Origin of the sequence: Mycobacterium sp. (assembly GCF_051006775.1) — a bacterium.
Classification (GTDB): domain Bacteria; phylum Actinomycetota; class Actinomycetes; order Mycobacteriales; family Mycobacteriaceae; genus Mycobacterium.
Map to the genome: position 1 here is coordinate 16277 of NZ_JBPCSX010000054.1, position 25131 is coordinate 41407.

28 protein-coding genes are annotated in these 25131 nt (G+C 67.5%); 16 read left to right on the plus strand and 12 right to left on the minus strand.

Annotated features, from left to right (window positions below; all coding sequences use genetic code 11):
• Positions 1–7: 7 nt before the first annotated feature.
• Together ACR2JI_RS03910 and ACR2JI_RS03915 are read right to left on the minus strand one after the other, a co-directional pair.
• On the minus strand, positions 8–1123 hold the full coding sequence (locus tag ACR2JI_RS03910; RefSeq protein WP_526388232.1) for an acyl-CoA dehydrogenase family protein: 1116 nt from the start codon (positions 1121–1123) through the stop codon (positions 8–10).
• Positions 1116–2306, minus strand: coding sequence for an acyl-CoA dehydrogenase family protein (locus ACR2JI_RS03915; protein WP_526388234.1), 1191 nt, complete (start codon positions 2304–2306; stop codon positions 1116–1118). Before ACR2JI_RS03915 ends, ACR2JI_RS03910 begins: the two co-directional genes overlap by 8 nt.
• 52 nt (positions 2307–2358) lie before the next feature.
• Here ACR2JI_RS03915 and ACR2JI_RS03920 point away from each other — a divergent pair, with 52 nt between their 5' ends.
• The 3 genes from ACR2JI_RS03920 to ACR2JI_RS03930 are packed head-to-tail and all read left to right on the plus strand — an operon-like array spanning position 2359 to position 5464.
• Positions 2359–3246: a DUF1295 domain-containing protein gene (locus ACR2JI_RS03920; RefSeq protein ID WP_526388236.1), complete on the plus strand. Its 888-nt coding sequence runs from the start codon at positions 2359–2361 to the stop codon at positions 3244–3246.
• 26 nt (positions 3247–3272) lie between these two features.
• Positions 3273–4394: an FAD-dependent oxidoreductase gene (locus ACR2JI_RS03925; RefSeq protein ID WP_526388303.1), complete on the plus strand. Its 1122-nt coding sequence runs from the start codon at positions 3273–3275 to the stop codon at positions 4392–4394.
• A gap of 8 nt (positions 4395–4402) precedes the next feature.
• Positions 4403–5464: a phosphotransferase family protein gene (locus tag ACR2JI_RS03930; RefSeq protein ID WP_526388238.1), complete on the plus strand. Its 1062-nt coding sequence runs from the start codon at positions 4403–4405 to the stop codon at positions 5462–5464.
• Here the strand turns inward: ACR2JI_RS03930 and ACR2JI_RS03935 are convergent.
• A complete protein-coding gene (locus ACR2JI_RS03935) occupies positions 5432–5689 on the minus strand; it encodes a hypothetical protein (RefSeq protein WP_526388240.1) in 258 nt (85 codons plus the stop codon). The genes ACR2JI_RS03930 and ACR2JI_RS03935 overlap by 33 nt on opposite strands.
• A 28-nt stretch (positions 5690–5717) precedes the next feature.
• Positions 5718–6131: a WhiB family transcriptional regulator gene (locus ACR2JI_RS03940; RefSeq protein ID WP_526388242.1), complete on the minus strand. Its 414-nt coding sequence runs from the start codon at positions 6129–6131 to the stop codon at positions 5718–5720.
• Between the two features lie 131 nt (positions 6132–6262).
• Here ACR2JI_RS03940 and ACR2JI_RS03945 point away from each other — a divergent pair, with 131 nt between their 5' ends.
• From ACR2JI_RS03945 to ACR2JI_RS03970, 6 genes are read left to right on the plus strand one after another with little or no spacing between them, the layout of a single operon-like run.
• Positions 6263–6991 (plus strand): helix-turn-helix domain-containing protein, encoded by a 729-nt coding sequence (locus ACR2JI_RS03945; RefSeq protein ID WP_526388243.1) that lies wholly within the window; start codon positions 6263–6265, stop codon positions 6989–6991.
• On the plus strand, positions 6988–7782 hold the full coding sequence (locus tag ACR2JI_RS03950) for a C40 family peptidase (protein ID WP_526388245.1): 795 nt from the start codon (positions 6988–6990) through the stop codon (positions 7780–7782). Before ACR2JI_RS03945 ends, ACR2JI_RS03950 begins: the two co-directional genes overlap by 4 nt.
• 37 nt (positions 7783–7819) lie before the next feature.
• On the plus strand, positions 7820–8158 hold the full coding sequence (locus tag ACR2JI_RS03955; protein WP_526388247.1) for a DUF4226 domain-containing protein: 339 nt from the start codon (positions 7820–7822) through the stop codon (positions 8156–8158).
• Between the two features lie 37 nt (positions 8159–8195).
• Positions 8196–9176 carry a DUF4226 domain-containing protein gene (locus ACR2JI_RS03960; protein WP_526388249.1) on the plus strand — a complete coding sequence of 327 codons (981 nt, stop codon included), beginning with the start codon at positions 8196–8198 and terminating at the stop codon, positions 9174–9176.
• 16 nt (positions 9177–9192) lie between these two features.
• Positions 9193–9510, plus strand: coding sequence for a type VII secretion target (locus ACR2JI_RS03965; RefSeq protein ID WP_526388251.1), 318 nt, complete (start codon positions 9193–9195; stop codon positions 9508–9510).
• On the plus strand, positions 9507–9809 hold the full coding sequence (locus tag ACR2JI_RS03970; RefSeq protein WP_526388253.1) for a DUF2694 family protein: 303 nt from the start codon (positions 9507–9509) through the stop codon (positions 9807–9809). The genes ACR2JI_RS03965 and ACR2JI_RS03970 overlap by 4 nt, the downstream gene beginning before the upstream one ends.
• On the opposite strand, the gene ACR2JI_RS03975 is transcribed toward ACR2JI_RS03970, so the two are convergent.
• Genes ACR2JI_RS03975 through ACR2JI_RS03995 form a run of 5 tightly spaced genes read right to left on the minus strand, consistent with a single transcriptional unit; the run spans position 9777 to position 12735 of the window.
• Entirely contained in the window at positions 9777–9908 is a 132-nt protein-coding gene (locus tag ACR2JI_RS03975; protein WP_526388255.1) for a hypothetical protein, read from the minus strand. The genes ACR2JI_RS03970 and ACR2JI_RS03975 overlap by 33 nt on opposite strands.
• Positions 9909–9944: 36 nt before the next feature.
• A complete protein-coding gene (lipE, locus tag ACR2JI_RS03980; protein ID WP_526388257.1) occupies positions 9945–11177 on the minus strand; it encodes a lipase LipE in 1233 nt (410 codons plus the stop codon).
• Entirely contained in the window at positions 11174–11653 is a 480-nt protein-coding gene (locus ACR2JI_RS03985; RefSeq protein ID WP_526388259.1) for a peroxynitrite isomerase, read from the minus strand. Before ACR2JI_RS03985 ends, lipE begins: the two co-directional genes overlap by 4 nt.
• A 5-nt stretch (positions 11654–11658) precedes the next feature.
• Positions 11659–12069 (minus strand): VOC family protein, encoded by a 411-nt coding sequence (locus ACR2JI_RS03990; RefSeq protein ID WP_526388261.1) that lies wholly within the window; start codon positions 12067–12069, stop codon positions 11659–11661.
• Positions 12070–12102: 33 nt separating this feature from the next.
• Positions 12103–12735 (minus strand): methyltransferase domain-containing protein, encoded by a 633-nt coding sequence (locus ACR2JI_RS03995; RefSeq protein WP_526388263.1) that lies wholly within the window; start codon positions 12733–12735, stop codon positions 12103–12105.
• A gap of 123 nt (positions 12736–12858) precedes the next feature.
• On the opposite strand from ACR2JI_RS03995, the gene ACR2JI_RS04000 reads away from it, so the two are divergent.
• Genes ACR2JI_RS04000 through ACR2JI_RS04015 form a run of 4 tightly spaced genes read left to right on the plus strand, consistent with a single transcriptional unit; the run spans position 12859 to position 15663 of the window.
• Positions 12859–13701: an SH3-like domain-containing protein gene (locus tag ACR2JI_RS04000; protein WP_526388265.1), complete on the plus strand. Its 843-nt coding sequence runs from the start codon at positions 12859–12861 to the stop codon at positions 13699–13701.
• Complete coding sequence (gene scnC, locus ACR2JI_RS04005) at positions 13694–14416, plus strand: thiocyanate hydrolase subunit gamma (protein WP_526388267.1); 723 nt, start codon at positions 13694–13696, stop codon at positions 14414–14416. Before ACR2JI_RS04000 ends, scnC begins: the two co-directional genes overlap by 8 nt.
• Positions 14413–14775, plus strand: coding sequence for a thiocyanate hydrolase (locus ACR2JI_RS04010; RefSeq protein ID WP_526388269.1), 363 nt, complete (start codon positions 14413–14415; stop codon positions 14773–14775). Before scnC ends, ACR2JI_RS04010 begins: the two co-directional genes overlap by 4 nt.
• 30 nt (positions 14776–14805) lie before the next feature.
• Positions 14806–15663: a rhomboid family intramembrane serine protease gene (locus tag ACR2JI_RS04015; RefSeq protein ID WP_526388271.1), complete on the plus strand. Its 858-nt coding sequence runs from the start codon at positions 14806–14808 to the stop codon at positions 15661–15663.
• Here ACR2JI_RS04015 and ACR2JI_RS04020 read toward each other — a convergent pair.
• A complete protein-coding gene (locus ACR2JI_RS04020) occupies positions 15644–16102 on the minus strand; it encodes a hypothetical protein (protein WP_526388273.1) in 459 nt (152 codons plus the stop codon). The two genes, ACR2JI_RS04015 and ACR2JI_RS04020, sit on opposite strands and share 20 nt — an antisense overlap.
• A gap of 74 nt (positions 16103–16176) precedes the next feature.
• Between ACR2JI_RS04020 and ACR2JI_RS04025 the strand changes: the two genes are divergently transcribed.
• Genes ACR2JI_RS04025 through ACR2JI_RS04035 form a run of 3 tightly spaced genes read left to right on the plus strand, consistent with a single transcriptional unit; the run spans position 16177 to position 21256 of the window.
• Positions 16177–18081, plus strand: coding sequence for a potassium transporter Kup (locus tag ACR2JI_RS04025; protein WP_526388275.1), 1905 nt, complete (start codon positions 16177–16179; stop codon positions 18079–18081).
• Position 18082: 1 nt separating this feature from the next.
• Positions 18083–20026 carry a potassium transporter Kup gene (locus tag ACR2JI_RS04030; RefSeq protein WP_526388277.1) on the plus strand — a complete coding sequence of 648 codons (1944 nt, stop codon included), beginning with the start codon at positions 18083–18085 and terminating at the stop codon, positions 20024–20026.
• A gap of 21 nt (positions 20027–20047) precedes the next feature.
• Complete coding sequence (locus tag ACR2JI_RS04035) at positions 20048–21256, plus strand: FAD-dependent oxidoreductase (RefSeq protein WP_526388305.1); 1209 nt, start codon at positions 20048–20050, stop codon at positions 21254–21256.
• On the opposite strand, the gene ACR2JI_RS04040 is transcribed toward ACR2JI_RS04035, so the two are convergent.
• Both ACR2JI_RS04040 and ACR2JI_RS04045 read right to left on the minus strand, forming a co-directional pair.
• Positions 21253–22818: a class I adenylate-forming enzyme family protein gene (locus ACR2JI_RS04040; RefSeq protein ID WP_526388279.1), complete on the minus strand. Its 1566-nt coding sequence runs from the start codon at positions 22816–22818 to the stop codon at positions 21253–21255. The two genes, ACR2JI_RS04035 and ACR2JI_RS04040, sit on opposite strands and share 4 nt — an antisense overlap.
• Positions 22819–22895: 77 nt before the next feature.
• On the minus strand, positions 22896–25130 hold the full coding sequence (locus ACR2JI_RS04045) for a molybdopterin-dependent oxidoreductase (RefSeq protein WP_526388281.1): 2235 nt from the start codon (positions 25128–25130) through the stop codon (positions 22896–22898).
• Position 25131 lies beyond the last annotated feature (1 nt).

The window sequence follows — 25131 nt, forward strand, 5'->3', positions numbered from 1 at the left end:
AATGTGACTAGCCGGTGGCGACCGCGACCGCGCCGCTCTGTGCAATCGCGGTGTCGAGCACCATGTCGGCCACCCGTGCCCGGTGATGTTCGGCGCTGCCGAGCAGTGCGGCGTCGGTGGCGGCACGCTTGAAGTACAGGTGCGCCTGGTGTTCCCAGGTGAAGCCGATACCGCCGTGTACCTGGATGGTGTCGGCGGCGATCCGGCTGAAGGCCGCCGAGCTCACCGCCTGGGCGATCGCGGTCGCCAGTGCCGGGTCGTCAGAGGCGTCACTGAGCGCCCACACCGCGTGGTACGCCGTCGACCGGGCATGCTCGAGATCAACCAGCATGTCGGCGAGTTTGTGCTTGATGGCCTGAAACGAGCCGATCTGGCGGCCGAACTGTAGCCGTGATTTGGCGTAGTCCACCGATAGATCCAGCAGGTGCTGGGCGGCGCCGACCTGCTCGACGGCCAGCAGCGCCGAACCCACCTGTACGGCATGGGTGATCACCCGGTCGGCCTCGCCGGGTCCGGCCAGCGGAGTAGCCGGAGCGGCGTCCAGCGTGATGCGGGCCTGCGGCCGGGTCAGGTCCATGGTGACCAGCGAATCGCGCTGTACCCCTGGGCCATTCAGATCGACCGCGTAGAGCCCCAGACCCTCGGATCCGGTGCCTGCGATCAACAGCACATCGGCTGCGGCCCCGTCGACCACACGGGGGGCGGTGCCGGTCAGCTTCCCGTCGGCGGCGACGACAGGCTCAGCCTCGAAGGCGGCTGTGCGCTCACCGTCGACGAGCGCAGCGAGCAGTTCGTCGCGGGCGCCCCCGGCCGGGCAGGCGACCAGAGCCGGGATGGCGAGGTACACCGTTCCGAACAGCGGCCCGCAGGCCAGTGTTGCGCCGAACTCCTCGACGGCGACGGCCTGGTCCACCAGCGAGCCGCCGACACCACCGTCCGCCTCGGGTACCGACATGCCGAGGACCCCGAGCTCGGATCCCAGCCGGCGCCACACCGCCTGATCGAACCTCGGTTCGGATTCCATCAGCCGCCGCACGACGGCCTCATCGAAGTTCTCAGCGCAGAACTTACGCACCGCGGTGCGTAGGGCCTGCTGCTCCGTGCTGAACTCGAACTCAGCCACGCGCGACCTCTTTCCATGGTCCGGTGTCGGCGCGCAGGTCGCCGGGCAGCCCCAGCACCCGCTCGCCGAGGATGTTGCGCATCACCTCGGACGTGCCGCCCTCGATGGTGTTGGCCCGGCTGCGCAGGTAACGCTGTTGGATCGGCCCGCGCCAGTCACCGTCGTCGTTCGCGCCGTGCAGGGCGTAGGAGTGGTACAGAATGCCCTCCGGCCCGAGCAGATCCATGCAGAACTCGTAGATCTTCTGGTTCAGCTCGGCGCCGACCATCTTTCCGATCGAGGCCTCCGGTCCGGGGCTACCGGCGCCCGCCGACACCCGGGATCGCTCGGAGGTGAGCCGCTGGGCCTCGGAGCGCAGCCACAGCTGGGTCAGCCGGTCCCGTAGCACCGGGGTGTGCAGATCCGGACGCGACGCCCATAGTTGCACCGCCTCGGAGATGGTGCCGGCCCCGCGCCGGCTGCCGCTGCCGCCGAGTGCACTGCGCTCGTTCATCAGCGTGGTCATGGCCACCGCCCAGCCGTTGCCCACCGCGCCGAGCCGATGAATATCGGGGATGCGCGCGTCGGTGATGTAGACCTCGTTGAACTCCGCCTGTCCGGTCAACTGGCGCAGCGGTCGGCACTCGACGCCCGGATCGTGCATATCGAGCACGAAGTAACTCAGGCCCTTGTGCTTGGGGGCATCGGGATCGGTGCGCGCCAGCAGCAGACCCCAGCGTGCCTTGTGCGCCAGGCTGGTCCACACCTTCTGGCCGTTGATCACCCAGTCGTCGCCGTCGCGAACCGCGGAGGTGGCCAGGCCGGCGACGTCGGAACCCGCACCCGGCTCGGAGAACAGCTGACACCAGATGTCCTCGGTGGTGGCCAGCGGCCGCAGGAAGAACTTCTTCAGTTCCTCGGTCTGGGCATGCTCGCGCAGTGTCGGCGCGGCCATCCCGTAGCCCATCGGGTTCAGGCCCAGCGGCACCGGGCCGCCGGCGCCCTGCAGGATGCGGTCGGCCACGGACTGCAGTCCGCGGGACAGCCCGAGGCCGCCGAGGCCCTCGGGGAAGTTCACCCAGGACAGCCCGGCGTCGTAACAGGCGCCGAGGAACTCCGGCAGCGGAACTTCCTTGGGGTTGTGCTCGGTCACGACCGTGCGGGCCAGATCCGCGACGCGATCCTCGTCAGAAACGGTGCTCATCTGAGTCACGATACGACTAGGCGGCAGGCCGCATCGTGTTAGGTTCGCGCAGATGAGCAGAGGCCGTTCACTGGTCTTGGTAACGCTGGCGTATGCGGCCGCGATCGCCGTGGCTGCCGCCTGGCTGTATTGGGGCCCCGCCACCGGCCGGCTGTGGCTGGACACCCTGATCGCCGACGTGCTCGCCACCGTGGTGATCTTCGTGTTCAGCCGGGCCTACCGGAACTCGAGCTTCTACGACGCCTACTGGAGCGTGATCCCGCCACTGCTGCTGGCCTACTGGTGGTGGCAGGGCCCGATCGGCATCAGCGGGCCCGGCTCGGTGCGCACCTGGCTGATGGCAATCGTGATGGGTTACTGGGCGATTCGCCTGACCCGCAACTGGGCGATCGGTTTCCCGGGTCTGCATCATGAGGACTGGCGCTACCCGTTGTTGCGGGAGGCCGCCCCGCGGTTCGAGTTCCTGATCGACTTCTTCGGCATCCACCTGTTTCCGACGCTGCAGGTGTTCGTCGGCATGCTGCCGGTCTACATCGCCTGCACCCGGCCCGGCGACGGCGTCCTGTGGCTGGCCTGGCCGGCTTTCGTCATCGGCATGGCCGCGGTGACCCTGGAGCTGGTCGCCGACGCCCAGATGCGCCGATTCGTCGCCGCCCACCCGGGCACCCCGATGGATCAGGGCCTGTGGGCGTGGTCGCGGCACCCCAACTATCTCGGCGAGCTCGGATTCTGGCTCTCCATGGCGCTGTTCGGCATCGCGGCTGCTCCGGGACAGTGGTGGTGGCTGTTGGTCGGTGTCGCGGTGATGCTGGCGATGTTCCTGGGCGCGAGTATCCCGCTGATGGAGAAGCGCGGCCTCCAGCGCCGCCCGCAGTATCAGGACGTCATCGACCGGGTGCCCCGGCTGTTGCCGCGCCCGCCGCGTCGGACGAACACGTGAGCTCCGGGCCGGTCCGCGCCCCTAAAATTCGGCCCCGGGTGGTCATCGCAGGCCTCGGCGACAGCGGGTTGCTCACCGCGCTGCGGCTTGCCCGCTTCGCCGACGTGGTGGGTATCTCGGTCAATCCCGGTCTGGTCAGCGGCCAGGAACTCGGCGTGCGACTGACTCGGCCCGCCGAGTGGGCGCGGGACTACTGGGTCCCGTTCCACCGCTACCGCGGGCTGGACGGGGTCCGCATGATCCAGGCCCGGCTGACCGACGTGGACCTGCGCGGCAGGATCGTCTACGCCGAGCGCGCCGATGGCACCACCGTCGCGGAACCCTATGACTCCCTGGTCATTTCGACCGGGGTGAGCAACGGGTTCTGGCGTCGGCCACAACTGCAGTCCGCGATCGACGTCACCGCCGGCCTGACCGCCAGCCATCACCGGCTCGCCGATGCCGGGTCGGTGATGGTGATCGGCGGTGGAGCGGCCGCGGTGAGCGCGGCGGCGAACCTGGCCGCGCACTGGCCCGACAAGCAGATCGATCTGTACTTCCCCGGGGAGCGTCCGCTACCGCAGCACCACCCGCGAACGTGGGAGCACCTGCGGCGCAGGCTGGTTCGCTCCGGTGTCGGGTTGCACCCGGGACATCGGGCGGTGGTGCCCGATGGCTTCGACTGCGACGCGATCACCAGTGCGCCCGTGCACTGGAGCACCGGCCAGCCGCCGGCGGTGGCCGACGCCGTGCTGTGGACGATCGGACGGGTACGTCCCAATACCGACTGGCTGCCCCCGGAGCTGCTCGACGCCGAAGGTTTCGTGAAGGTCACCCCGGAGTTGCGGGTCCCGGGTTACCGAGGTGTGTTCGCCGTCGGTGACGTCGCAGCCACCGACCCGCTGCGTTCGTCGGCCCGGAATCGCGCGGATGTGATTCTGGCGCATAACATCCGGTCCGAACCTGCGGGCCGGCCGCTGCGGGCCTATCGGCCGCCGCGCCGGCGGTGGGGATCAGTGATCGGTATCCAATCCGACGGCGTGGAAGTGTTCGCGCCCAACGGCCGTCCCTTCCGGGTCCCGGCCCGGTTGGTCGAACGTGTGCTCATGCCGTGGATCGTGCGGCGCGGTATCTACCGCGGTGTGCGCGATAACCGGCCACTCGGATAGGAGATTCGATGGCAGCGATTCCGGGCACTCCGGACGACGTGACACCGCAGTGGCTCTCCGAAGTGCTCGGCGCACCGGTCATCGCTGCCGACGTCACACCGATCGGCACCGGCCAGACCGGCGCCACCTACCGCGTCACGGCGACCTATGGCGGCGCCACCGATCTACCGGGTTCCTTCGTCATCAAACTTCCGGCCCAGGACGAGACCGTGCATGAGCGGGTGGCCCCGAGCTACCGCTCGGAACACGCCTTTTACACCGAGGTCGCCGACACCCTCACCGTGCCACTGGCCCGGTGCTACCACTGCTCCATCGCCGACGATGGCGGTCAGTTCGCGCTATTGCTCGCCGATATGGCGCCGGCCGAACAGGGCGATCAGATCCTGGGCTGCACGCCGGCCGAGGCGCAACTTGCGGTGACCGCGCTGGCCGGGCTGCACGGCCCGCGCTGGGGTGATCCGGCCTGGCTGACGTTCGCCGGCACTGTCATGCCCAAGCCGGATGAGGCCACTGCCCGGGGCCTCGGTGAGATCACCAAGATCGCCACCGCGACGACACTGGAGAAGCTCGGACCGCGGATGAGCGCGGAAGACCGGGTTACGGTGGCGGACTCGGCGGAGCTGATCGGTGACTGGCTGTGGAACGTGCCGGACCGATTCAGCCTGCTGCACGGCGATTACCGGATCGACAACCTGCTGTTCGATCCGCTGCGCACCCGGGTGACGGTCGTCGATTGGCAGACGCTGGCGGTGGGGCTGCCCGCCCGTGACCTGTCCTACTTCGTCGCCACCAGCTTCCAGCCTGATGACCGCGGGGCTCAGGAGCGGGAACTCGTCGACCGCTATCACAGGGAAGTGAGTGAATACGTCGACGGGTACGACCGTGAAAGTTGTTGGCAGGATTACCGATTCGGGATGTTGCAAGTCCCGATGATCTCTACCCTGGGCTTTGCGTTCTCGGCCTCGACCGAGCGTGGTGACGACATGATGCTCGCCATGCTGGCGCGCGGTGCCCGGGCGATCCGGGAACTGGGAACCCTAGAACTTGTCAGAGCCGGCGACGTCCGGTGAGAACTCGTCGCCGGTGAGCGTTTCGGCTACCGGCGCGGGCTCGTCGACGGCCGGGCCGCTCGCGTGCTGTTCGGCGCCGCCGTCGGAACGCCAGTCCCGCACCAGTAGAACGATGCCCGCCAGTGCCAGCAGGACCACCGCGATCGCGGCGAAGGTATTGCCGGTTATCAGGGCGAGGATCAGCGCGACCAACGCTGCGACCGCCAACACCACTACTGTCCGCATGCCACCAGTGTCGCATTGACCGGCCGGATCAGGCCGCGTTGCGCGGCCGACCCGCGCCACTGAGATGGACGACCGTGGTCGACAGTGCCGGTATGGCCTCACCGCGGGAGAGCAACTCCACACTCTCGGGGAGTTCGCGCGGGTTGATCAGGCCGGCGGCGATATCGCGCAGCACCCGGTGGGCATGCGCCAACTGGTGACGCTTGCGGTACTGCCCGCCGGGTAGCTTCACCCCGGCCCACACCCCGTACTCCTCGCCGGCGTCGACGGCGCGCGCTGCGCACTGTCGCTGCTGGGCCAGGGGGCAGCGGCGCAGACAGATCATCCGGGCCCGGGTGGCGGACTGTTCGTAGACCCGGGCCTTGGCGGCTCCGTCGCTGGTGTCGTCATCGGAGTAGCCGAACCACAGGTCCGGCTCGTTCGAACACGGTTGGTAGCTCATCCAGGTCTCCTTCAATTTGGATACAGTGACGGAATCGTATATATGAAGATCGCACCACGCAAGCGATATGTGGATAGAAACATATAAACAGAGATCGCTGTGTACGATTTGACTGTGCGGGGAACGGGACGGTGAGCCGGGAGGCGGCGGGCGCGGCCATCCGTGCCCTGCGGGAGTCCCGGGACTGGTCGCTGGCCGATCTCGCCGCCGCCTCATCGGTGAGCGTGATGGGGCTCAGCTACCTCGAGCGCGGTACCCGTAAGCCGCATAAAGGCACTGTTCAGAAGGTTGAAAACGCGCTGGGGCTACCACCGGGAACGTTCGCCGCGCTGCAGCTGGCCGACGATCCGCAGGAGGAATTGCGGCGACTGCTGGCCTCGGCTCCGGCCCCGGTCGGGCGCCCCGAGTCCGTTGCCGTCAGCCGGCACACCGATACCGAGGTCCTCGAGGCGCACGCCCAGGCGCACCTGGACTCGCTCAACTCGCTGATCGCTCGCCTGCCTGCGGAGACATCAAACGAATACGAGTCCTATATTCATACAGTGATCGCTCAGTGTGTGAAGGCAGAACTGCTGGCCGCGAACTCCTGGCGGGTGGCCGTCAATGCCGGTGGCCCGTCGGCGGCGGTGCTGATGACGCACCTGCGGGAACTGGAGGCCATCCGGACCGGCCTGCTGGCCAGGATGCCGGCCGGTATCGGAGCGCGCTTCGATGCGGCCTGCGCCCGGTCCGGACTGCCGGAGGCGGTGATCGCCGGACTGCTCGGGGTCGGTCCGGAGGAGGTGTGGGATATCCGCAACCGCGGCGTCGTCGCGCCGGGCGTGCTGCCGCGGGTACGCGCCTTCCTGGAGTCGCAGTGATTCTCGACGACCTTGATGCGCTGTCTCGGGCACACGCACTATTCGATCTCCGCGGTGCGGGGCTCCAACCCGTCGCCCTGGGCACCCGTCCGGGCCCGCCGCCGCAATCGACCGGCGCGATGGGGGCGGCCTACCGCGGGGCGGGCGCCGCCGCGGTTTCCGCGCAGGCCGCCGCCGGCGACGTCGACGGCGAGTTCGCCCGCATCCTCACCAGGGCGGGCCTCGACCACCGGCGGGCCCACCTCGAGACCGCCGCCGTGCTGGCCGCGGCCCGCGCGGACCGGTCGGACGTGGACAACCCGATCGCAGCGCGGGAACTCCTACGCCGCAGACTGCATCGTCTGCACACGCAGCGCGCTCATGTGCTGGCCGCTCGCAGACGGGCGCGGCGCAACCGCGCGGCACTGCGGGCGTTGCGCTACCGGATGGCCCACCGGCGCTCGGCCTCCGGTGATGCCCGGGCCGCCGCCGCAGTGCGCGCCGCGCTGAGCAGGCTGGGCTGTCCCTATGTCTGGGGTGCCACCGGTCCGGACCGCTTCGACTGCTCCGGGTTGGTGAAGTGGTCCTACGCCCAAGCCGGTGTACCCCTGCACCGAACCACCTACGACCAGATCAACGATGGCATTCCGATCGCCCGCGCCGATATCCGTCCCGGCGACCTGGTCTTCCCGCACACAGGTCATGTGCAGATGTCGGTCGGGGGTGACCTCGTCGTCGAGGCCCCCTACGCCGGCGCTCCGGTGCGCATCAGCCGGATGGGCGCGGCGATCGCGATCCGTCGCCCCGGGTGAATTGTCGGAGTCACCCCTGCTGCGTAGCGTCGCTGTCATGTCGAAGGGTCAACAGCAGCACGGCCTCGCCGCCGCCCGCGCTGAACTGATCGCCCGCGACGGCGCCCTCGGCGATGCCGACCGTGCGCTGAGCGGGGTCGTGAGCGCGGCCGTCACACAGGCGACCGATGCCATCCGTCGTATCGAGGCTGTGCAGGCTGAGATCGAATCCGCCATATGCGACTGCACACCTCTGGAGAACCGTGAGCGTGCCCGGCAACTGCTGGACAGACAACGTGACGTCATCTCGATAATCAGCGGAGCCAGGGCGAATGCATCAACGAAAGCTATTGAGCTGCAACATATCAGAGAGCTCTATCTGAGCCGGCAAAGGTGAATTGTGGCCCTCCTGCCGGGTGGTTACAGTCACCGGCATGGAGGGTGCGGCGGTCGAAGCGATCCGTGATGCGGAGGCCTCACTGGCCGGTCAGCAATCGGTGGCCGCTCAGATCGACCTGCAGGTGGTCATCGCGATACTCAACGCCCATACCGAGCATGGCGAGAGCGTCGGTGCGCTCGAGCAGTTACAGCAGGATGTCGAGAACGCCGTCGCCGCGCACCCTGATCTGAGCACCGCGGCCGGAGCGCGGTCCTTCCAGCGGTACCTGATCGGGAAGGTGCGCGATATCCGCTCCGTCGTCGATGGCGCCGATCTCGATGCGACCTCCAAGGCTGCCCTGGTCGCAGCACTCTCATCTCTCTACACCTCGTCCGGAACTCCGGACGAAACCGTGCCGGCACCGGAACCTGCCGAGGACCCCAATCCGATTCCAGCGGAGAACAATTCGCCGCGGGATACGGCCCCGCCACCTACCGCCGCAGCGCCCCAGCCACCGGCCTGGGGTTCTGCAGCACCGGCCACCGGGCTGCCGGGGTTACCGAGCGGCTCCGATCTGTCCCCGTTGACGGAGCAGCCCCGGCATCGCCAGCACCCCGATCCCGCGGACGACCAACCGCAGGACCCACCGGTGCAGACTCCCGCCGATGCGGCCAACGGATCCACCGAGGTCCTGCTGCCCGGCGGCGAGACGATCACCGCACCGAGTCCGGAACTGGCGAAGGTCATCACCGCCGCGGTGGCCGGCACCCCCATTCCGGAGGCGTTCAGCCGACAGGGAATCACCATTGCGGCGGCGGGATCGACGGTCGATGAACCGGTGGATCCGGCCGGTCTGACGGCAGGTGATGTCGGCATCTTCACCGATCGGCATGCGCTGTCGCTCGGCAACGGCACAGCCCTGGTGGACAACGAGATCGTGCCCGTCACTTCCGTCGGCGGGGATGGGTTCCTCGGCTGGCAGCATCCCCCGAAACCTGAGCCGGCCGTGCGTGCGGTCCTAACAACGACACCGTGATCGACAGGAGTTGCAGATGACCGAACACCTCGATGTGGCACCGGAGGAACTACGTTCCGCCGCCGGGTATCACCGTGGCACCGCCGAGTACCTGCGCGCGGTACCGGCCGACAACGCCGGAATCATGGCCAGTCTGGAATCCCTCGGGCCGGTCTTCGCTGAACTTCGTGACGCCGGAAGGGAATTGCTCGACCAGCGCCGGGCCTGCTATCAGCAGCAGGCCGCCGAACACGAGGCACTCGCCGATCGTCTGGAGTGGGCGGCCGCGGTCTGGGAACACCACGACACCGACGGGGCCACCCGGCTGCGCGGGGTCAGCGAGGAGCGGAAGTGAACGACCACGATCCGGACTTCGACGCCATCCACCCGAGCGGGCAGGTGGTGTTCCGGTCCTGTGCCGGCGGGTACCTGCACAGCGTGGGTCTCGACGAGTCGGCGTTGCGTACCGACTCCGGCTCCCTGGCACGTGCGGTGCTGCTGACCGCGGAGGTCTCGCATCTGAAGGCCGTCATGCGGATCCGCGAGGACATCGTGGCGGCGGGCTTCACCCCGTCAGCCGAGATCGCCGGACCGGGTGACTTCGACCGCGCGTATGCGGCGCTACTGGGCCATCGGCTCGGGCCGGACCTGTGATGCCGGCGGCGCAACGGGGTTGGTCCCGAACAGGTTTCGCGCCCGGGCGACGATCTCGCGCATCTCGTTCAGGTGTTTCTGCAGCACCGACTCGGTCATGCCGCCACGCTAATCACGACGGGCCTCGCCGGCAATTCACCCGCGTGGGATCTCCGCGGTGATCCGATCCAGCAGTTCGGTGTAGCGCCGAGCCTCGGGGTGGCCGCCCGGCTTTCCGCTGGAGACCAGGCCCGCGGCGAGCCGTCGTTGCGGATCGGCCCAGATCACCACGTTGGTCAGCCCGGTGTGTCCGAAAGCCTCCGACGCATTGCGCCCGAATGGTCCGAACCGCTTGGAGCCCAACATGTATCCGGTGCCCCAGCGAATCGGCGCAAGGCCGGTGGCGACGTCGGGCCGCAATCGTCGGCACTCGGTGGTCGCCGCGGCGAGAGTCTCGGGCCGCATCACCCGGACGCCGTCGAGGTCGCCACCGCGGCGCAGAAGTTCGGCGAACCGGGAGAGTTCGTCAGCGGTGGACACCGTGCTCGACGACGGCACCACACTGGTGAGGAATGCGCGCGTATTGGAGAACGGGATGATCTGCTGCATCGAACCGCCCAGCGCGATGCGCAGTGCGGCGGCCGCCGGTGCGGGTAACGGCTTGCCGGTGACGTAGCTGGGTGCGACCAACGGCACGTCGGCCTCGCTCACCCCGTAATTGGTCCAGCGGAATCCCAGTGGATCGAGGATCTCGGTGGCCAGGATCTCGCGGATACTGCGCCCGGTTGCCGCAGAAACGATCTCGCGGATCAGCGGCCCCCAGGTCAGCCCGTGGTAGATGTGCACCAGGCCGGGTCGGTGGATGGGTTTGAGTCCGGCCAACTGCTCTCGCGCGTAGTCGCTGTCGTTCATCCGCCTGAGGTCGGGCCGTGCGCCGGTCACGAACGGCACCCCGGCGCTGTGTGTCAGCACATGCCGGATGGTGGTGCGGTGCTTGCCGTGGCTGGTGTAGCCGGGCAGGTAGTCGCAGACGCGGTCATCGAGGGCGAAGGCCCCGCGCTCGACCAGCATGTGCACCACCGTCGTGCTGATCGCCTTGGCCGCCGAGTACACACAGAACGGCGTCTGGGTGGTCACCGGAATCTTTTCGGCATCGGTCGGGTCGGCCGGACCGTTGCCCCGGGCGTGGCCGATGGCGCGGTTGAGCACCACCTGGCCGTCGTGACGCAGACACAGTTGGATGGCGGGCTGCATCCCGGCGGTGTACCAGTGGCGCACGGCGGACCAGATCCGTTCGACCGCTACCGCATCCACGGCGCCGGAATCCTCGGGACCGACGGCGGTGACGGCATCGAGATCGGCGGGGACGCGAATCCTGCCGTCGGTCACGACTGCCGGTTCAGACGTGCCGTCAGGTGGTGCTGCAGCGGCAGACCCATCGCACCCATCAGCAGGGTGTAGGTGAGCTCGTCACCCTCGACGCGGATCGAACGGGCCACCGACAGAACCTCTTTGGCGGTACTGGTCAGCCCGACCGACGTTGATACGAGTTCGATGACCAGTGCGCCGCCATCGGCGGAGACGGTTCCCTCGTCGATCTCGGTGACCCCGCTGGGTTGGGCCAGCACCAGTTCGACACGGCCTGCGGCGGGAACGCGCAGATACCCGGTCTCGGCGTGCATCGGTGCGCCATCGCCCGAGCGGGTGCGCTGGGTGTAGCTCAGGAACGGCTTGCCCACATGCCCGAAGGTCACTTCCTCGAGATAGTCGAAGCCCTCAATGGTGGGGTAGTCGCCGGTGCCCCGTCCGGCCCAGGTGCCGACCAGTGGGGCGAGGATCGCGATCCCGGGGTGCAGTTCGGCCACCGAAATCAGGCCAGCGGGCCGACCAGTTCGATCCAGTTGCCGTCCGGGTCGGCGACGAACATCCAGCCCATGCCGGGGACGGGGGTGAACTCGGCGGCGGGTTGGACGATTTCGTACCCGGCGTCGGCGACGTCCTGTGCTGCGGCGGTGACGCTCTTCACCAGGATGGTGAGGTAGCGGATGCCGGCTTGGGCGGGTCCGCCACCCGGCACCGCCGGGGCGGCCGGCGCCTGGTCGAGGGTGACCAGCTTGAGCACGTTGGCACCGAGCGTGTAGCGCTTCATCGTGCCACCGGGGAAGTCGAGATCACCCTGGTACGGCAGTCCGAGGCAGCCTTCGTAGAAGGCGACCATGGCGTCCAGATTGGTGGTCACCACACCGATTTCGACGGCGGGCGCGAGCATTTCGATGGCCATCGTCAGAGGATAACGACCGTAACGGTGCTGGACCTATGGTTTGGTGCCGACGGTCAGCAGATCCCAGACGCCGCGGGTCCACAGCGGCCGGTCGGGACGGTGCTGATCGGTGATCCGGAAACCGGCTTCGGTGAACAGCATCCGCATCTCGTCGCGAGACGGGTTGTGCGCCGGACTGGAGGGGCCGGACATCGCGGCCAGAATGCGCGGCAACGGCGGGCTGATGGTGGCGACCGCGAGCAGTCCCCCGGGCGCGAGCACCCGGTGGAACTCCCGCATGGCGGCCGGCTGATCGAAGAAGTGGAACGCCGAGGTGCTCACGACGGCATCCAGTGCGCCATCGGCGAACGGCAGTTCCTCGGCGGGGGCCTTGCGCCACCGCACCACCGTCGAACGGGCCTTCGCCTGTTCCAGCATGCCGTCGGACATATCGATGCCGTAGACCTCGTCGGGATCCAGCTCGGCCTGAATGCGGAAGGCCAGAATGCCGGTGCCGCAGGCGATATCGGCGATCCGGCGCGCTCCGTGGGCACGCAGTTGTGTGATCACCTCATCCTGCGGCGGGCGGTAGACCCACTGCTGCAGAAATGGGAGGTCATAGAGCGGTGCCGCGGCGGTCCAGAACCGGGTGACTCTGTCGTTGAACCGTCGGCCCGGGGTCGTCATTTTTCCGAGTGTAGGCCGATGTGCGGAACAGGCGATATCAGTCACCGGGCGCTGGAGCCAAGCCTTCCGAAGCTGACACCACGGGTGCTATCTTTCGGCTGACTGCTCTTCTGAGAGGCAACTATGAGCACCGCTTCGCAGCGCGCCGCACAGCTGGCACTGGTTTCCCGCCTCAAGGTCGTCTTCCCGGAAGTATCGGAGTGGCCGGCCCCCGATGAGATGACCCACGATCACTGGCTGGCGTATATGAAGACGCCGCACGATGTGGGCGGCGAACTGGATTATCCGCACCCCTACGAGAACAAAGAAGAAGAGCAGTGGGAGCTGATGACCTACGTGCTCTGCGAGGTTCTCGGCATGCGCGGTATCTGGGTCTCGGAGGAGCGCCGCCGGATCGGCAACGTCGACATCGGCCGCTCGGCCTACCTGGGAGTGCCGTACTACAGCCGCTGGCTGTGGGCGGTGGGCCGGTTGCTGATCGAGAAGAAGCACATCAGCTGGTCTGAGCTGACCGAACGGCTCGCCGAGGTTCAGCAGCGCTACGCCGGCGGTCTCGACGGGCGGCTGCCGGATGCGGAGCCGAAGTTCGCCGGCGACGGTTCCAACGTCAGACGAAACAAGCACCACATCGAGGCGGCCGGTATCGGCGACCCGCAGGTGTTCGCCGGCAAGGCCGGCCCCGCGAAGTTCAAGGCCGGGGACCGGGTGCGGGTTCGCGATCTGCCGGCGATGTTCTACACCCGCACCCCGGAATACTGCCGGGGTGCGGAGGGCGTCATCGCCGAGGTCACCTACGAGACCCCCGCTCCGGAGGACGAGACCTGGGATATCGAGGACGCTCCGGTGGAGTGGATGTACATCGTCCGGTTCAACCAGGCGCAGTTGTGGGACAACTACACCGGACCGCCCAACGACACCCTGCAGACCGAGATCCCCGAGCGCTGGCTGGAGGCCGCCCATGTCTGATCACGGTCACGATCACAGCCATGACGGGGACCACGCGCGCACCGTCAAGCCGATGGTCGACGAGATCACCGACTTCGAGGTGCTGGAGATCGCACTGCGCGAACTATGTATTGAGAAGGGTCTTTTCACCGCCGCCGAGCACCGGGTCTTCACCGAGTTCGCCGAGCAGATCGGTCCCACCCCGGCGGCCCGGCTGGTGGCCAGGGCATGGCTGGACCCTGAGTTCAAGAAGCTGGTCCTCAGTGACCCGGTGGCGGCCAGCAAGAAGGTGGGGGTGGACTGGCTGGACCCCACCGGTTTCGGCACGCCCAGCGACTTCGTCGCCTTCAAGGTTCTCGAGGACACCCCGACGGTGCACCACGTGATCGTCTGCGCGCTGTGCTCCTGCTACCCGCGGCCCATCCTCGGCAACTCCCCGGAGTGGTACCGCACCCCCAACTACCGGCGGCGCATCGTGCGCTGGCCTCGGCAGGTGCTCTCCGAGTTCGGCCTGGAACTGCCCGACGGTGTCGAGGTCCGGGTGGAGGACTCCAATCAGAAGCATCGATTCATGGTCATGCCGATGCGTCCGGAGGGTACCGAGGGCTGGACCGAGGATCAGCTCGCCGAGATCCTGACCCGCGACAGTCTGATCGGGGTGGCGCTGCCCACACCCGGTGTGACGACGAACGTCACTCCGCTGGTGCGGCCCGCCGTCCGGCCGATCGAGGGATGAGCACCGTAAACGGCGCTGCCCCCGAAGATTTCGTCGTCCTCGACGAGATCGTGCGGCGCAATCAGATTTGGCCGGTGATGACGGCCAAATACGGCGTGGAGAATCCGTTGCCGCCGTGGAAGACCAGCCTGGACGGTCTGTGCGACGTTCTAGACAAGTCTTGCGCGACGGAGGTGCCGATCACCTTCAAGGAGCGCCGCGACGAGGAGGATGATCTGTCGGCCACCCGGTATGCGGATCTGCCGTTCCCGGAGAGTCAACTGGTCAGCCTGGCGCACTCGCTACTGGCCCGCGGGATCATCAGCGAGGACGACCTGCGGGAGCGGCTGGCCGCCATCCGCGCCCGGCTGGAGGCTTAGTAACTTCTCCGCAGTATCGTCGTGGTGGCTATGACTAATCCATACCCGTCCTCGATGCCGCAGCGCGCTCCGTCGTGTTACCGCCACCCCGACCGGGTGACCTTCGTCAGCTGCAACAGGTGCGGCCGCCCGGTCTGCCCGGAGTGCATGCGCAGCGCCTCGGTGGGGCAGCAGTGCGTGGACTGCGTGCACCAGGGTGCCCAGACGGTGATCACGCCGGCTCGCGGCGCCAGGTTCGCCGGTCCGGTGCCGGTTGTCAGCTACACCCTGATCGCGATCAACGTCGCAGTCTTCCTGCTGCAACTGTTCTCCCCGGACCTCCAGCAGAAGCTGACGCTGTGGCCGGTGGCGGTGGCCGCCCATGGCGAGTACTACCGGCTCGTCACCTCGGCCTTCGTGCACTACGGGCTGCTGCACATCCTGTTCAACATGTACGCCCTGTACGTGCTGGGGCCGCCACTGGAACGCCACCTCGGCCGGGGCCGGTTCGCCGCGCTGTACGGGCTCAGCGCACTCGGTGGCTCGGTGTTGGTCTATCTGCTCTCACCGCTGAATGCGGCCACCGCCGGCGCCTCCGGCGCCATCTTCGGGCTTTTCGGTGCCACCTTTGTCGCATCCAGAAAGCTCAATCTCGACGTCCGCTGGCTGATCGGTCTCATCGCGGTCAACCTCGTCATGACCTTCAGCTTTCCCGGGGTCAGCTGGCAGGGCCACATCGGAGGTCTGATCACCGGTGGCGTGGTCGCCGCAGCGTATGTCTACCCACCGCGAGCGCAGCGCAACCTGGTTCAGGCCGGCGTGAGCATCGGCATCCTGGTGCTGTTCTTCGTGCTGATCGCTTGGCGCACAACCGCTCTGCTGACCTTGTTTAAAACCGGACCAGTCTGAACGGGTAGCTGAACATGCCGCCCGGCGCGTTATCGCAGCCGACGTCGAAGTAGGAGTCCAGCTTCCCGGTCAGCGTGACCGCGTCGAAGGTGTAGACGTCGTGGGTGGGGATGATCTGGCCGTAGTAGACGTTGCCGCAGCGCAGTCCGTCCGGCACATCGACGATCAGGGTGTAGGTGCCGTCGACCTGATGTGCCTGGGCGTACCACTGGAAGGCCCGCGCGATCGGCATCGGGTTTGCCGACACGATGGCGCACTGTTCGAGGCCGCCCGGCGGGTTACATGAGCTGAACGACCAGAGCCAGGTGTGGAAGTCGTAGCGCCCGTCGACGTAGGCGTTGTAGTGGCCGATCTGCAACGCGGCGCTCGCCGCCGGGGCCAGCGCCATCGCCGCCGGCACGACCATCGCCCCGGCCAGGGCTCTCCGCAGTCTGCGCATGAATCGAATCTAGGCGGTGAGGTCGGTCGGATTGCCCGGATTCCGAAGATCGGAACCGGCTAGCATCACCTGCTGTGCTCAGGGATGCGGAGGTGTCGCCACACGCGCCCCCGCAGTCGGCCCGCCCGGCCGTCGTCCTGGCCGCCCTCGGGGTGGTGTTCGGCGATATCGGCACCAGCCCGCTCTACAGCGTCCAGACGCTCTTCCACCCCGCCGGCCCGCATCCGATGTCGATGGGCAACCTGCACGTTTACGGGGTGGTGTCGCTGATCTTCTGGTCGGTGATGGCGATTGTCACCATCACCTACGTGATGCTGGTGATGCGCGTCGACAACGACGGCGAGGGCGGGGTGATGGCTCTGGTCGCACTGCTGCGTCGCTACGGCGAGGGCAACCCCCGCACAGTCTCGGTGCTGAGCGCCGTCGGAATCCTCGGCGTCGCACTGTTCTTCGGTGATTCCATGATCACCCCGGCCATCTCGGTGCTTTCCGCGGTCGAGGGACTGAAAGTCCTCGGGCCGGAGTTCGCCGACCTCGTCATCCCTCTCACCATGGCCGTCATCGCGGCGCTGTTCGCCCTGCAGCGTAAGGGCACCGAGATCGTCGGCCGGTTCTTCGGGCCGGTCATGGTGGTGTGGTTCATCGCGATCGCGGCACTGGGTGTTCGGGGAATCGCGATGCACCCGCAGATCCTGCGCGCGCTCTCGCCCACCTACGCGATCGACTTCGTGACGCGATACCCCTCCAGCGCATTCGTCTCGCTGACCGGCATCGTGCTGGCCGTCACCGGTGCGGAGGCCCTGTACGCCGATATGGGCCACTTCGGCAGACGGGCCATCACGGTGGCGTGGCTCGGTGGCGTGCTGCCCGCGCTGACCCTGAACTACTTCGGACAGGGCGCCGAACTACTTGCTGACCACGACATGGTCGAGGCGCCGTTCTTCCTGCTGGTGCCGCAGTGGCTGCAGATTCCGATGATCATCCTCGCGACCGCGGCCACCGTGATCGCCTCACAGGCCGTCATCACCGGCGCGTTCTCGGTGGCCTCACAGGCGGTGCAGATGGGTTACCTGCCGCGGCTGCGGGTGCGCCACACCTCGGAGTCCTCCATCGGCCAGATCTACGTGCCGTGGATCAACGGCGTACTCGTGGTCGCGGTGCTGTTGCTGGTGGTGTCCTTTCGGACCTCGGCCGCGCTGGCCTACACCTACGGCATGGCGGTGGCGGGCACCATTGCCGTCACCACCGTGTTGTTCCTCTACATCGCGCGCACGCACTGGCGGGCGCCGCTGTGGCTGGTGATCGGCGGCGGCGCGGTGCTGCTCACCATCGATGCCGCGTTCATCGCGGCCAATCTGATCAAGCTGCCGTACGGCGCGTGGCTGCCGCTGGTGATCGCGGTGCTGACGTTCACGGTGCTGATGACCTGGCGGCGGGGCAGTGAAATAGCCCTCGCCGAACGGACCCGGGCCGAGGGTCCGCTGCGCGACTTCGTCGATGAGATCCTGGACCGCCGGCCGCCGCTGGCGCGGGTTCCCGGAACCGCGGTTTTTCTGAATCGGGCATCTGAAACCGCCCCGATGGCATTGCGTGCCAACGTCGAACACAACCAGGTGCTGCACGACCGGGTGATCGTGCTGTCGATCGAGACCCCGTCAGTTCCCAGGGTGGAGGAGCACGATCGGATCAGCGTCGACGACCTCGGCGGTGGCCGGGTCCAGTTCGTGGTGGCGCGCTTCGGTTACATGGAGGATCCCGACGTGCCCGCAGCGCTGGCCCGTCTTGATCCGCCCGTCGACACCGCGACCGCGTCCTATTTCCTGTCCCGGGTCGACCTGGTCCCCGGACCGCAACCGACGATGCCGCGCTGGCGCAAGCGGCTGTTCATCGCGACGTCTCGTATCGCCACGGATTCGGCGGCGTATTTCGGGCTGCCACTGGACCGGACCGCGATCGTCGGCACCCGGATCGAGGTGTGAGTTGGCCACCGAGGTGACCACATCCCCGCAAGTGCCGGTGCCGCACGCGGGCGGACAGGCACTGCGTGCCGGCCTGGTCCTGGGGGCCCTCGGGGTGGTGTTCGGCGATATCGGCACCAGCCCCATCTACACCCTGCAGACCGTGTTCAACCCCGGAGACCCGCACCCGGTGCCGATCAACACCAACCACGTGTACGGGGTGGTGTCGCTGATCTTCTGGTCGGTGATGATCATCGTCACGCTCACCTACGTCGTTCTCGTCATGCGCGCCGACAACGAGGGCGAGGGCGGCGTGATGGCGCTGATCACCCTGGTCCAGCGTATCGGCGGCAGATCTGATCCACGTCTGATCCGTGCGCTGTCGCTGCTGGGATTACTCGGTGCCGCACTGTTTTTCGGCGACAGCATGATCACCCCCGCGATCTCGGTACTGTCCGCTGTCGAAGGCCTGAAGGTCATCGACCCGAAGTTCGCCGACTTCGTGGTTCCGGTCACCGCGCTGATCATCACCGGACTGTTCGCGGTGCAACGGCACGGCACCGCGATGGTTGGCCGGTTCTTCGGACCGGTGATGATGCTCTGGTTCGTGGTGATCGGCGGATGCGGGCTGCGCGGCATCCTCGGGCACCCGAAGATCCTGCGGGCGCTCTCCCCGACCTATGCGCTGGACTTCATCGCCGGTCACCCGAAGGTCGCGTTCTTCGCGCTTGCGGCTGTCGTGCTCGCGGTCACCGGTGCCGAGGCCCTCTACGCCGACATGGGCCATTTCGGCCGTCGTGCCATCACCGTCGCCTGGCTGGGTCTGGCCCTGCCGGCTCTGGTGCTCAACTACTTCGGCCAGGGCGCGCTGTTGCTCGGCGACCAGAGCATGGTCGGCGCCCCGTTCTTCATGCTGGTGCCCGATTGGGCGCAGATCCCGATGATCGTGCTGGCCATGGCGGCCACCGTGATCGCTTCGCAGGCGGTGATCACCGGCGCCTATTCGGTCGCCTCGCAGGCCGCCCAGATCGGTTATCTGCCGCGGTTGCGGATCGCGCACACCTCGGAATCCTCGATCGGCCAGATCTATGTGCCGTGGATCAGCGGCATGCTGTGGGTGGCGGTGCTGATCCTGGTGTTCGCCTTCCGCAGCTCGGCCGCGCTGGGCTACGCCTACGGTATGGCGGTCACCGGCACCATCACCATCACCACCCTGCTGTTCCTCTATGTGGCGAAGGTCCGCTGGAACGCGCCGCGCTGGTTGCTGATCCTGGGCGGCGGTTCACTGCTGGTGGTGGACCTGATGTTCCTCGGCGCCAATATGACCAAGCTGCTGCACGGCGCCTGGCTCCCGCTGCTGATCGGGTTGCTCACCTTCACCGTGCTGACCACCTGGCGCCGCGGGAGTGAGATCGTCACGCTGGCCCGCCAGCGGAACGAGGGTTCGCTGCCGGAGTTCATCGCCCAGATCGCCGACGGCCGGACCGCGGTGTCGCGACTACCCGGGACGGCGATCTTCCTCAACCGCGGCAAAACCACCGCGCCGCTGTCGATGCGGGCCAACGTCGACCACATCCACGTGCTGCAGGAGCACGTGCTCATCGTATCGGTTGACACGGTTCCGGTGCCGAGAGTGCCTGCCGGACAACGCATCACGGTCGACGACCTCGGCAGTCCGGCAGATGGCATCTTCTTCGTCGGTATCCGCTACGGCTACATGGAACATCCCGACGTGCCGTCCGCCCTGCGACTGATCGACCCGGTGCTGACCGGGGGCCCCCTCGATCTCGAGAACGCCACGTACTTCCTGTCCAAAGTGGACCTGATCGCGGGCGCCGCGCCGACGATGGCGCCCTGGCGCACACGGCTGTTCGTCGCCATCTCGCATATGACCGCCGATGCGGCCGGTTATTTCGGTCTGCCCCTGGACCGCACGGTCATCATCGGCACCCGCATTGAGGTCTAGGGTGAGCAGATGTCGCCTCTGATGTCTGGCCGCACCACCTGTGCGATCGTCGGTGGGGGTCCGGCCGGCATGGTGCTCGGACTGCTGCTGGCCCGGGCCGGTGTCGAGGTGACCCTGCTGGAGAAGCACGCGGACTTCCTGCGTGACTTCCGCGGTGACACAGTGCATCCCAGCACGTTGCGACTGCTCGACGACCTGGGTTTGTGGGACGAGTTCTCCAAAGTGCCGCAGAGCCGGATCGACCACCTGGGAATCGACGCCGGCGGTCGTCACGTGACGCTGGTCGACCTGCGTCGGCTGCATCAGCCGCACCCCTACATCGCGATGGTGCCGCAGTGGGACCTGCTGAACCTGCTCGCCGAGGCGGCTGCCGCCGAACCGACGTTCACCCTGAAGATGGAGCACGAGGTCACCGGCCTGCTGTGGTCGGGGGACCGGGTGACCGGGGTGCGGTATCGCAGTCCCGAGGGTTCCGGTGAACTGGCCGCCGATCTCACGGTGGCCTGTGACGGCCGCACCTCGACGGTTCGTCAGGAGTCCGGTCTGCCGGTGCACGAGTGGCCGGTGCCGTTCGATGTGTGGTGGTTCCGGCTGCCCCGCGACGCCGACGCCGAGTACTCGCTCATCCCGCGTATCGCGCCGGGCAAGGTGTTGATCATGATCCCGCGGGAGGGCTACTTCCAGATCGCCTACCTGATCCCCAAGGGCCACGACGAACAACTGCGGGCTCGTGGATTGGAGGTCCTCCGCGCCGAGGTCGCCGCACTCGCGCCGGAAGCCGATGCCACCCACCTGACATCGTGGGATGACGTGAAACTTCTTGACGTCAAACTCAACCGGCTCAAGCACTGGCACACCGATGGCCTGCTGTGCATCGGTGATGCCGCGCATGCGATGTCGCCGATGGGCGGCGTCGGGATCAATATCGCGGTGCAGGATGCGGTCGGCGCGGCCACCCTGCTGGCTGAACCGTTGCGCCGCGGGGATGTCACTCCGGCTGATCTCGCGGCCGTGCGCCGCCGTCGGCTTCCGGCCGCCGCCATCACACAGGCCATTCAGCGGGTCATGCACCGCCGGTTGATCGTCCCGGTCTTTGCGGGTGCCGACGGGCAACCGCCCGCGGTGTTCGTCGGCCTGTTAGAGAAGTTGCCCTGGCTTTCGGCGATCCCGGCCCGGGTCATCGGCGTCGGCATCCGACCCGAACGCGCACCGAAGTTCGCCCGCCGCTAGCCGAATTCCGCTGCCAGACCGCGCTTGTCGACCTTCTCGGTTCCGACGGTGGGTAGCGGCTCGCTGCGAATAACCCAGCGGGTGGGGATGGCGAAGTAGGCCACCTCGCCGGTCATGTGCTGCGTCAGGTCCTCTTCGGTGGGTACCCGGCCGCCGGTCCGGTAGATCACCACTGCGGCGAGTTCCTCACCGAGATCAGGATGGGGTAGTCCGATCGCGGCAGCGTCGACCACATCCGGATGGCGCATCAGCACCGCCTCCACGTGCGGGCAGGCGATGTTCTCCCCGCCGCGGATCACCATGTCCTTGCTGCGGCCGTCGATGAAGAGGTAGCCGTCGTCATTGAGGTGGCCGAGGTCTCCGGTGTGCAGCCAGCCTTCGGAATCTATTGTGCCGTCGTCGATTCCGATGTAGCCCAGCATGAGTGTGGGGGAGCGCACCAGAATCTCTCCGGAACCCTGCTCGCCGGGGTCGGCGATCTTGAGCTCGACGGTTGCGAACGCCCTGCCCACCGTCTTCGGGTAGCGCTCCAGATCGGGACCGATGGCGAGTGTGAAGAATCCGGCGCCCTCGCTCATACCCCAGGTGTTCGCCAGTCCGCGACCCTGCAGTTGCGGGATCCGAAGGGTCAGCCGCTCCAGGAGCACCGGTGGCACGGGCGCACCGCCGAGTGGGAAGGCCCGCAGACTGGACAGGTCGTAGGCATCGAAATCGGGATGCTCGAGTAGTCGGACGGCCATGGTCGGCACCGCCCCCCAACGCTGCACCCGCTCGCTGGTGATCAGTGCGAGTACCTGAGCCGGATCGAAACGCCCGACGTTGAAGATCACCCGGCCGCCGATCAGTGTCTGGGTGATCAGGGTGGCGAAGGCCCCGATGTGAAAGATCGGCGTGGACAGCAGCGTCACCGACTGGGGGCCATCGGTAGGGATCTGATGCGGTAGCTGGCGTGCCCGTGCCAATACGTTCTGCTGATTGGCCACCAGTGCGCGGAACGGAAGCTCAACAGCCTTGGGCATCCCGGTACTGCCGGAGGTGAACAGGATGAAGGCGGGGTCCTCTTCGGCGCCCGGCCCGGGAATGTCGGGACCCTCGACCGACGCATCGGTGAAGCAGCCGGCCAAATCGGCGAACGTGACGATCGGTGTGTCGTCGGAAGCCAGCTCCGTGGTGTCGGTGATGACGACCCGCGGCGATGTCAGAGCCAGCGAGTGCGCGGCCTCCGGGACACTCCACCACCGGTTACCCAGGACCGGTACCGCGCCCAGCGCCCAGACGGCCCACAGTGCCAGCACCCAGTCCGGACTGTTGTGGCCCAGCAGCATGACCCGATCGCCGGGCCCGATTCCGTGGCGGCGCAGATGCTCTCGCGCCTGGGCAACGGCTGCGAAGAACTGCCCGGTGGTGATCCGGCGGCTGCCCTGCACCAGGAACTCGCGATGACTCCAACGCTCGACGCCGGCGAGCAACTCGGCGAAGGTCCGGGGCCGCCGTTCGAAGATCAGGCCGGGATGGCCGCCGTATTCGCCGGCGACGACCTCATCACCCCAGGGGGAATCCATACCCCCGATGCTACGAGCGTGCGCACACTGCACGCGCGGGCGGCGTGTCGCTGCGCAGACACGCACGCTCGCGGGGATCAGGCGAGGGCTTCGATCCGGGCGGGTACATGCTTGTGCCAGGGGGTGCCTGCGTAGGCGTCGCGCCACTCGCTGGAGGTCAGCTCGTTGGGCGCCACCCCCGGCACCCGGCGATGGCCGGCGGCGTCGATGAAGTCGATCCCGTAGCCGTTGGGCAGTGAGGCGTGTCCGGCCAGCATGGCCTCGCTGATCTCGACTCTCGCCTCCGCGCTGCCGGCAGCGGTGGTGATCCGCGCCCGCCCACCGTCGGCCAGACCGAGTGCGGCGGCATCGGAGACGCTGACCCGCAATGCGCCGTCGGCGTCGCGCTTGCGCCAGTCCGGATTGCGCAGGATGTCGTTGGCGGTGAAGGCGCGCCGCTCGCCGGCAGAGAGCACGATCGGGAACTCGTCGGTGGTCAGTCCGGGCCGGGCGTCCTTCAGTGCGGCGAGATCGGCGAGCAGTTCGGGGATCACCAGGGCGATCTTGTGATCGGCATGACCGATCAGGTTCCAGTCGTCGCCGTACTCGTGTTCGGTGAAGATCACCCCCGACCGGCTGGACAGGATCGCCTCGAACAACGCGTTGCCGTCGGCGTGCCCGGCCCGGCGCACCGCATCCGGGTAGGTCATCACTGCCTTCTGCGCCAGGCCCCACAGCGCGGCCGCACCCCGCAGACCCTCGGGCAGGCTCGGACCGAGCGTCTCGTAGAGCACATACGGCAGCACCTTGTTCAGCGCCGGATTGGCGGCCATCTCAGTGAAGAAGGTCTGCAGGAATGTGTCGAGTCCCTGCTCGGCCGCCTTGCGCAACGGGCTCAACTCCTCCTCGGTGACGACACCGAGTTCGCGCACCAGCCGCGCCCAGATCTCCGGCTCGGGCAGCGTGCCGGCCAGCGGCTCGAACAGGCGGTGACGCAGATGAAAGGTGTTGTGCGGGAACTCCAGATTGAAGAACGTCGCCTCGCACTTCTCGAACTGACTGGCCGCCGGCAGCACATAGTGCGCGAGCCGCGCGGTCTCGGTCATCGCCACGTCGATGACGACCAGAAGTTCCAGCGACGCGAACGCCTCCCGGCAGGCCGCCGAGTCGGCGATCGAGTGGGCCGGGTTGGAACTCTCCACCATCATCGCCCGGAACCGGTCCGGGTGGTCGGTGAGGATCTCCTGCGGCACCGCGTTGGAGGGCACCAGGCCGGCGACGATCGGGGCGCCGGTCACCGGGGTGCGGCCGACGCCGGAACTGGAGGTCGAGATCAGCGGGCCGAACATCGAATGCAGATGCTGGCCGCCCCGCTTGGCGAAGTTCCCGGTGAGAATCCACAGCATCTTGTTCAGATAGGAGCACAGCGTGCTGTTCGGGCCCTGCTGGATGCCGAGATCCTCGAACACCGCCACACTGTCGGCCTCGGCGATCCGGCGGGCGGCCGCCCGGATCAGTTCCTCGTCGACGCCGCAGCGCTGCGCGTAGTCGGCGACCGGGATGGCGGCCAATGTCGCGCGCACCTCGCCGGCGCCGTGCACGTGCTCGGCAAGGAACTCCTCGTCGCAGAGGTTCTCCTGCACCAGCACGCCATCCAGTGCGGCCAGGCACCAGGCGTCGGTTCCGGGCCGCACCCGCAGATGGAAATCGGCCATCGCGGCGGTGTCGGTGACGACAGGGTCGATGACGATCATCGAGCGGGCCGGGTCCTTGGCGATCTCCTGCAGGACGGTACGCGCCTGCGGGAAGCTCTGCGACATCCACGGGTTCTTGCCGACGAACACCGACACCTCGGCGTGCTCGAACTCACCGCGGGTGTGGCCGCTGTAGAGATTGGCGTCCACCCAGAACTCGCCGGTCTTCTCCTGGGCCAGCGCGTTGGAGCGATAGCGCGAGCCGAGCGGCTTGAGGAACGCACCGCTGTAGGCGCCGCCGAGGTGGTTGCCCTGGCCGCCGCCGCCGTAATAGAAGATCTTGTCGCCGCCGTACTCATCGGCGATCCGGCGGAAGCCGGCTGCGACCTCGGAAATGGCGGTGTCCCAGTCGATCTCCTCGTAGCTGCCGTCCGGGCGGCGGCGCATCGGCGAGGTCAGGCGGTCGGGGTTGTTCTGATAGAAGTCCAGTCGCAGCGCCTTGTTGCAGGTGTACCCCTGCGACGCCGGATGGTCCTTGTCGCCGCGGATCTTGACCAGGCTGCGATCCTCGGTCTGCACGGTGATGCCGCAGTTGCACTCGCAGAGGATGCAGGCTGTCTTCTGCCACTCATCGGCCATG

Coding starts and splice junctions, on each gene's coding strand:
- ACR2JI_RS03915 (WP_526388234.1), bottom strand. CDS start 2,306: ATGAGCACCGTTTCTGACGAGGATCGCGTCGCGGATCTGGCCCGCACG.
- ACR2JI_RS03920 (WP_526388236.1), top strand. CDS start 2,359: ATGAGCAGAGGCCGTTCACTGGTCTTGGTAACGCTGGCGTATGCGGCC.
- ACR2JI_RS03930 (WP_526388238.1), top strand. CDS start 4,403: ATGGCAGCGATTCCGGGCACTCCGGACGACGTGACACCGCAGTGGCTC.
- ACR2JI_RS03935 (WP_526388240.1), bottom strand. CDS start 5,689: ATGCGGACAGTAGTGGTGTTGGCGGTCGCAGCGTTGGTCGCGCTGATC.
- ACR2JI_RS03940 (WP_526388242.1), bottom strand. CDS start 6,131: ATGAGCTACCAACCGTGTTCGAACGAGCCGGACCTGTGGTTCGGCTAC.
- ACR2JI_RS03955 (WP_526388247.1), top strand. CDS start 7,820: ATGTCGAAGGGTCAACAGCAGCACGGCCTCGCCGCCGCCCGCGCTGAA.
- ACR2JI_RS03960 (WP_526388249.1), top strand. CDS start 8,196: ATGGAGGGTGCGGCGGTCGAAGCGATCCGTGATGCGGAGGCCTCACTG.
- ACR2JI_RS03965 (WP_526388251.1), top strand. CDS start 9,193: ATGACCGAACACCTCGATGTGGCACCGGAGGAACTACGTTCCGCCGCC.
- ACR2JI_RS03975 (WP_526388255.1), bottom strand. CDS start 9,908: ATGACCGAGTCGGTGCTGCAGAAACACCTGAACGAGATGCGCGAGATC.
- ACR2JI_RS03990 (WP_526388261.1), bottom strand. CDS start 12,069: ATGGCCATCGAAATGCTCGCGCCCGCCGTCGAAATCGGTGTGGTGACC.
- ACR2JI_RS03995 (WP_526388263.1), bottom strand. CDS start 12,735: ATGACGACCCCGGGCCGACGGTTCAACGACAGAGTCACCCGGTTCTGG.
- ACR2JI_RS04000 (WP_526388265.1), top strand. CDS start 12,859: ATGAGCACCGCTTCGCAGCGCGCCGCACAGCTGGCACTGGTTTCCCGC.
- scnC (WP_526388267.1), top strand. CDS start 13,694: ATGTCTGATCACGGTCACGATCACAGCCATGACGGGGACCACGCGCGC.
- ACR2JI_RS04010 (WP_526388269.1), top strand. CDS start 14,413: ATGAGCACCGTAAACGGCGCTGCCCCCGAAGATTTCGTCGTCCTCGAC.
- ACR2JI_RS04015 (WP_526388271.1), top strand. CDS start 14,806: ATGACTAATCCATACCCGTCCTCGATGCCGCAGCGCGCTCCGTCGTGT.
- ACR2JI_RS04020 (WP_526388273.1), bottom strand. CDS start 16,102: ATGCGCAGACTGCGGAGAGCCCTGGCCGGGGCGATGGTCGTGCCGGCG.
- ACR2JI_RS04035 (WP_526388305.1), top strand. CDS start 20,048: ATGTCTGGCCGCACCACCTGTGCGATCGTCGGTGGGGGTCCGGCCGGC.
- ACR2JI_RS04040 (WP_526388279.1), bottom strand. CDS start 22,818: ATGGATTCCCCCTGGGGTGATGAGGTCGTCGCCGGCGAATACGGCGGC.
- ACR2JI_RS04045 (WP_526388281.1), bottom strand. CDS start 25,130: ATGGCCGATGAGTGGCAGAAGACAGCCTGCATCCTCTGCGAGTGCAAC.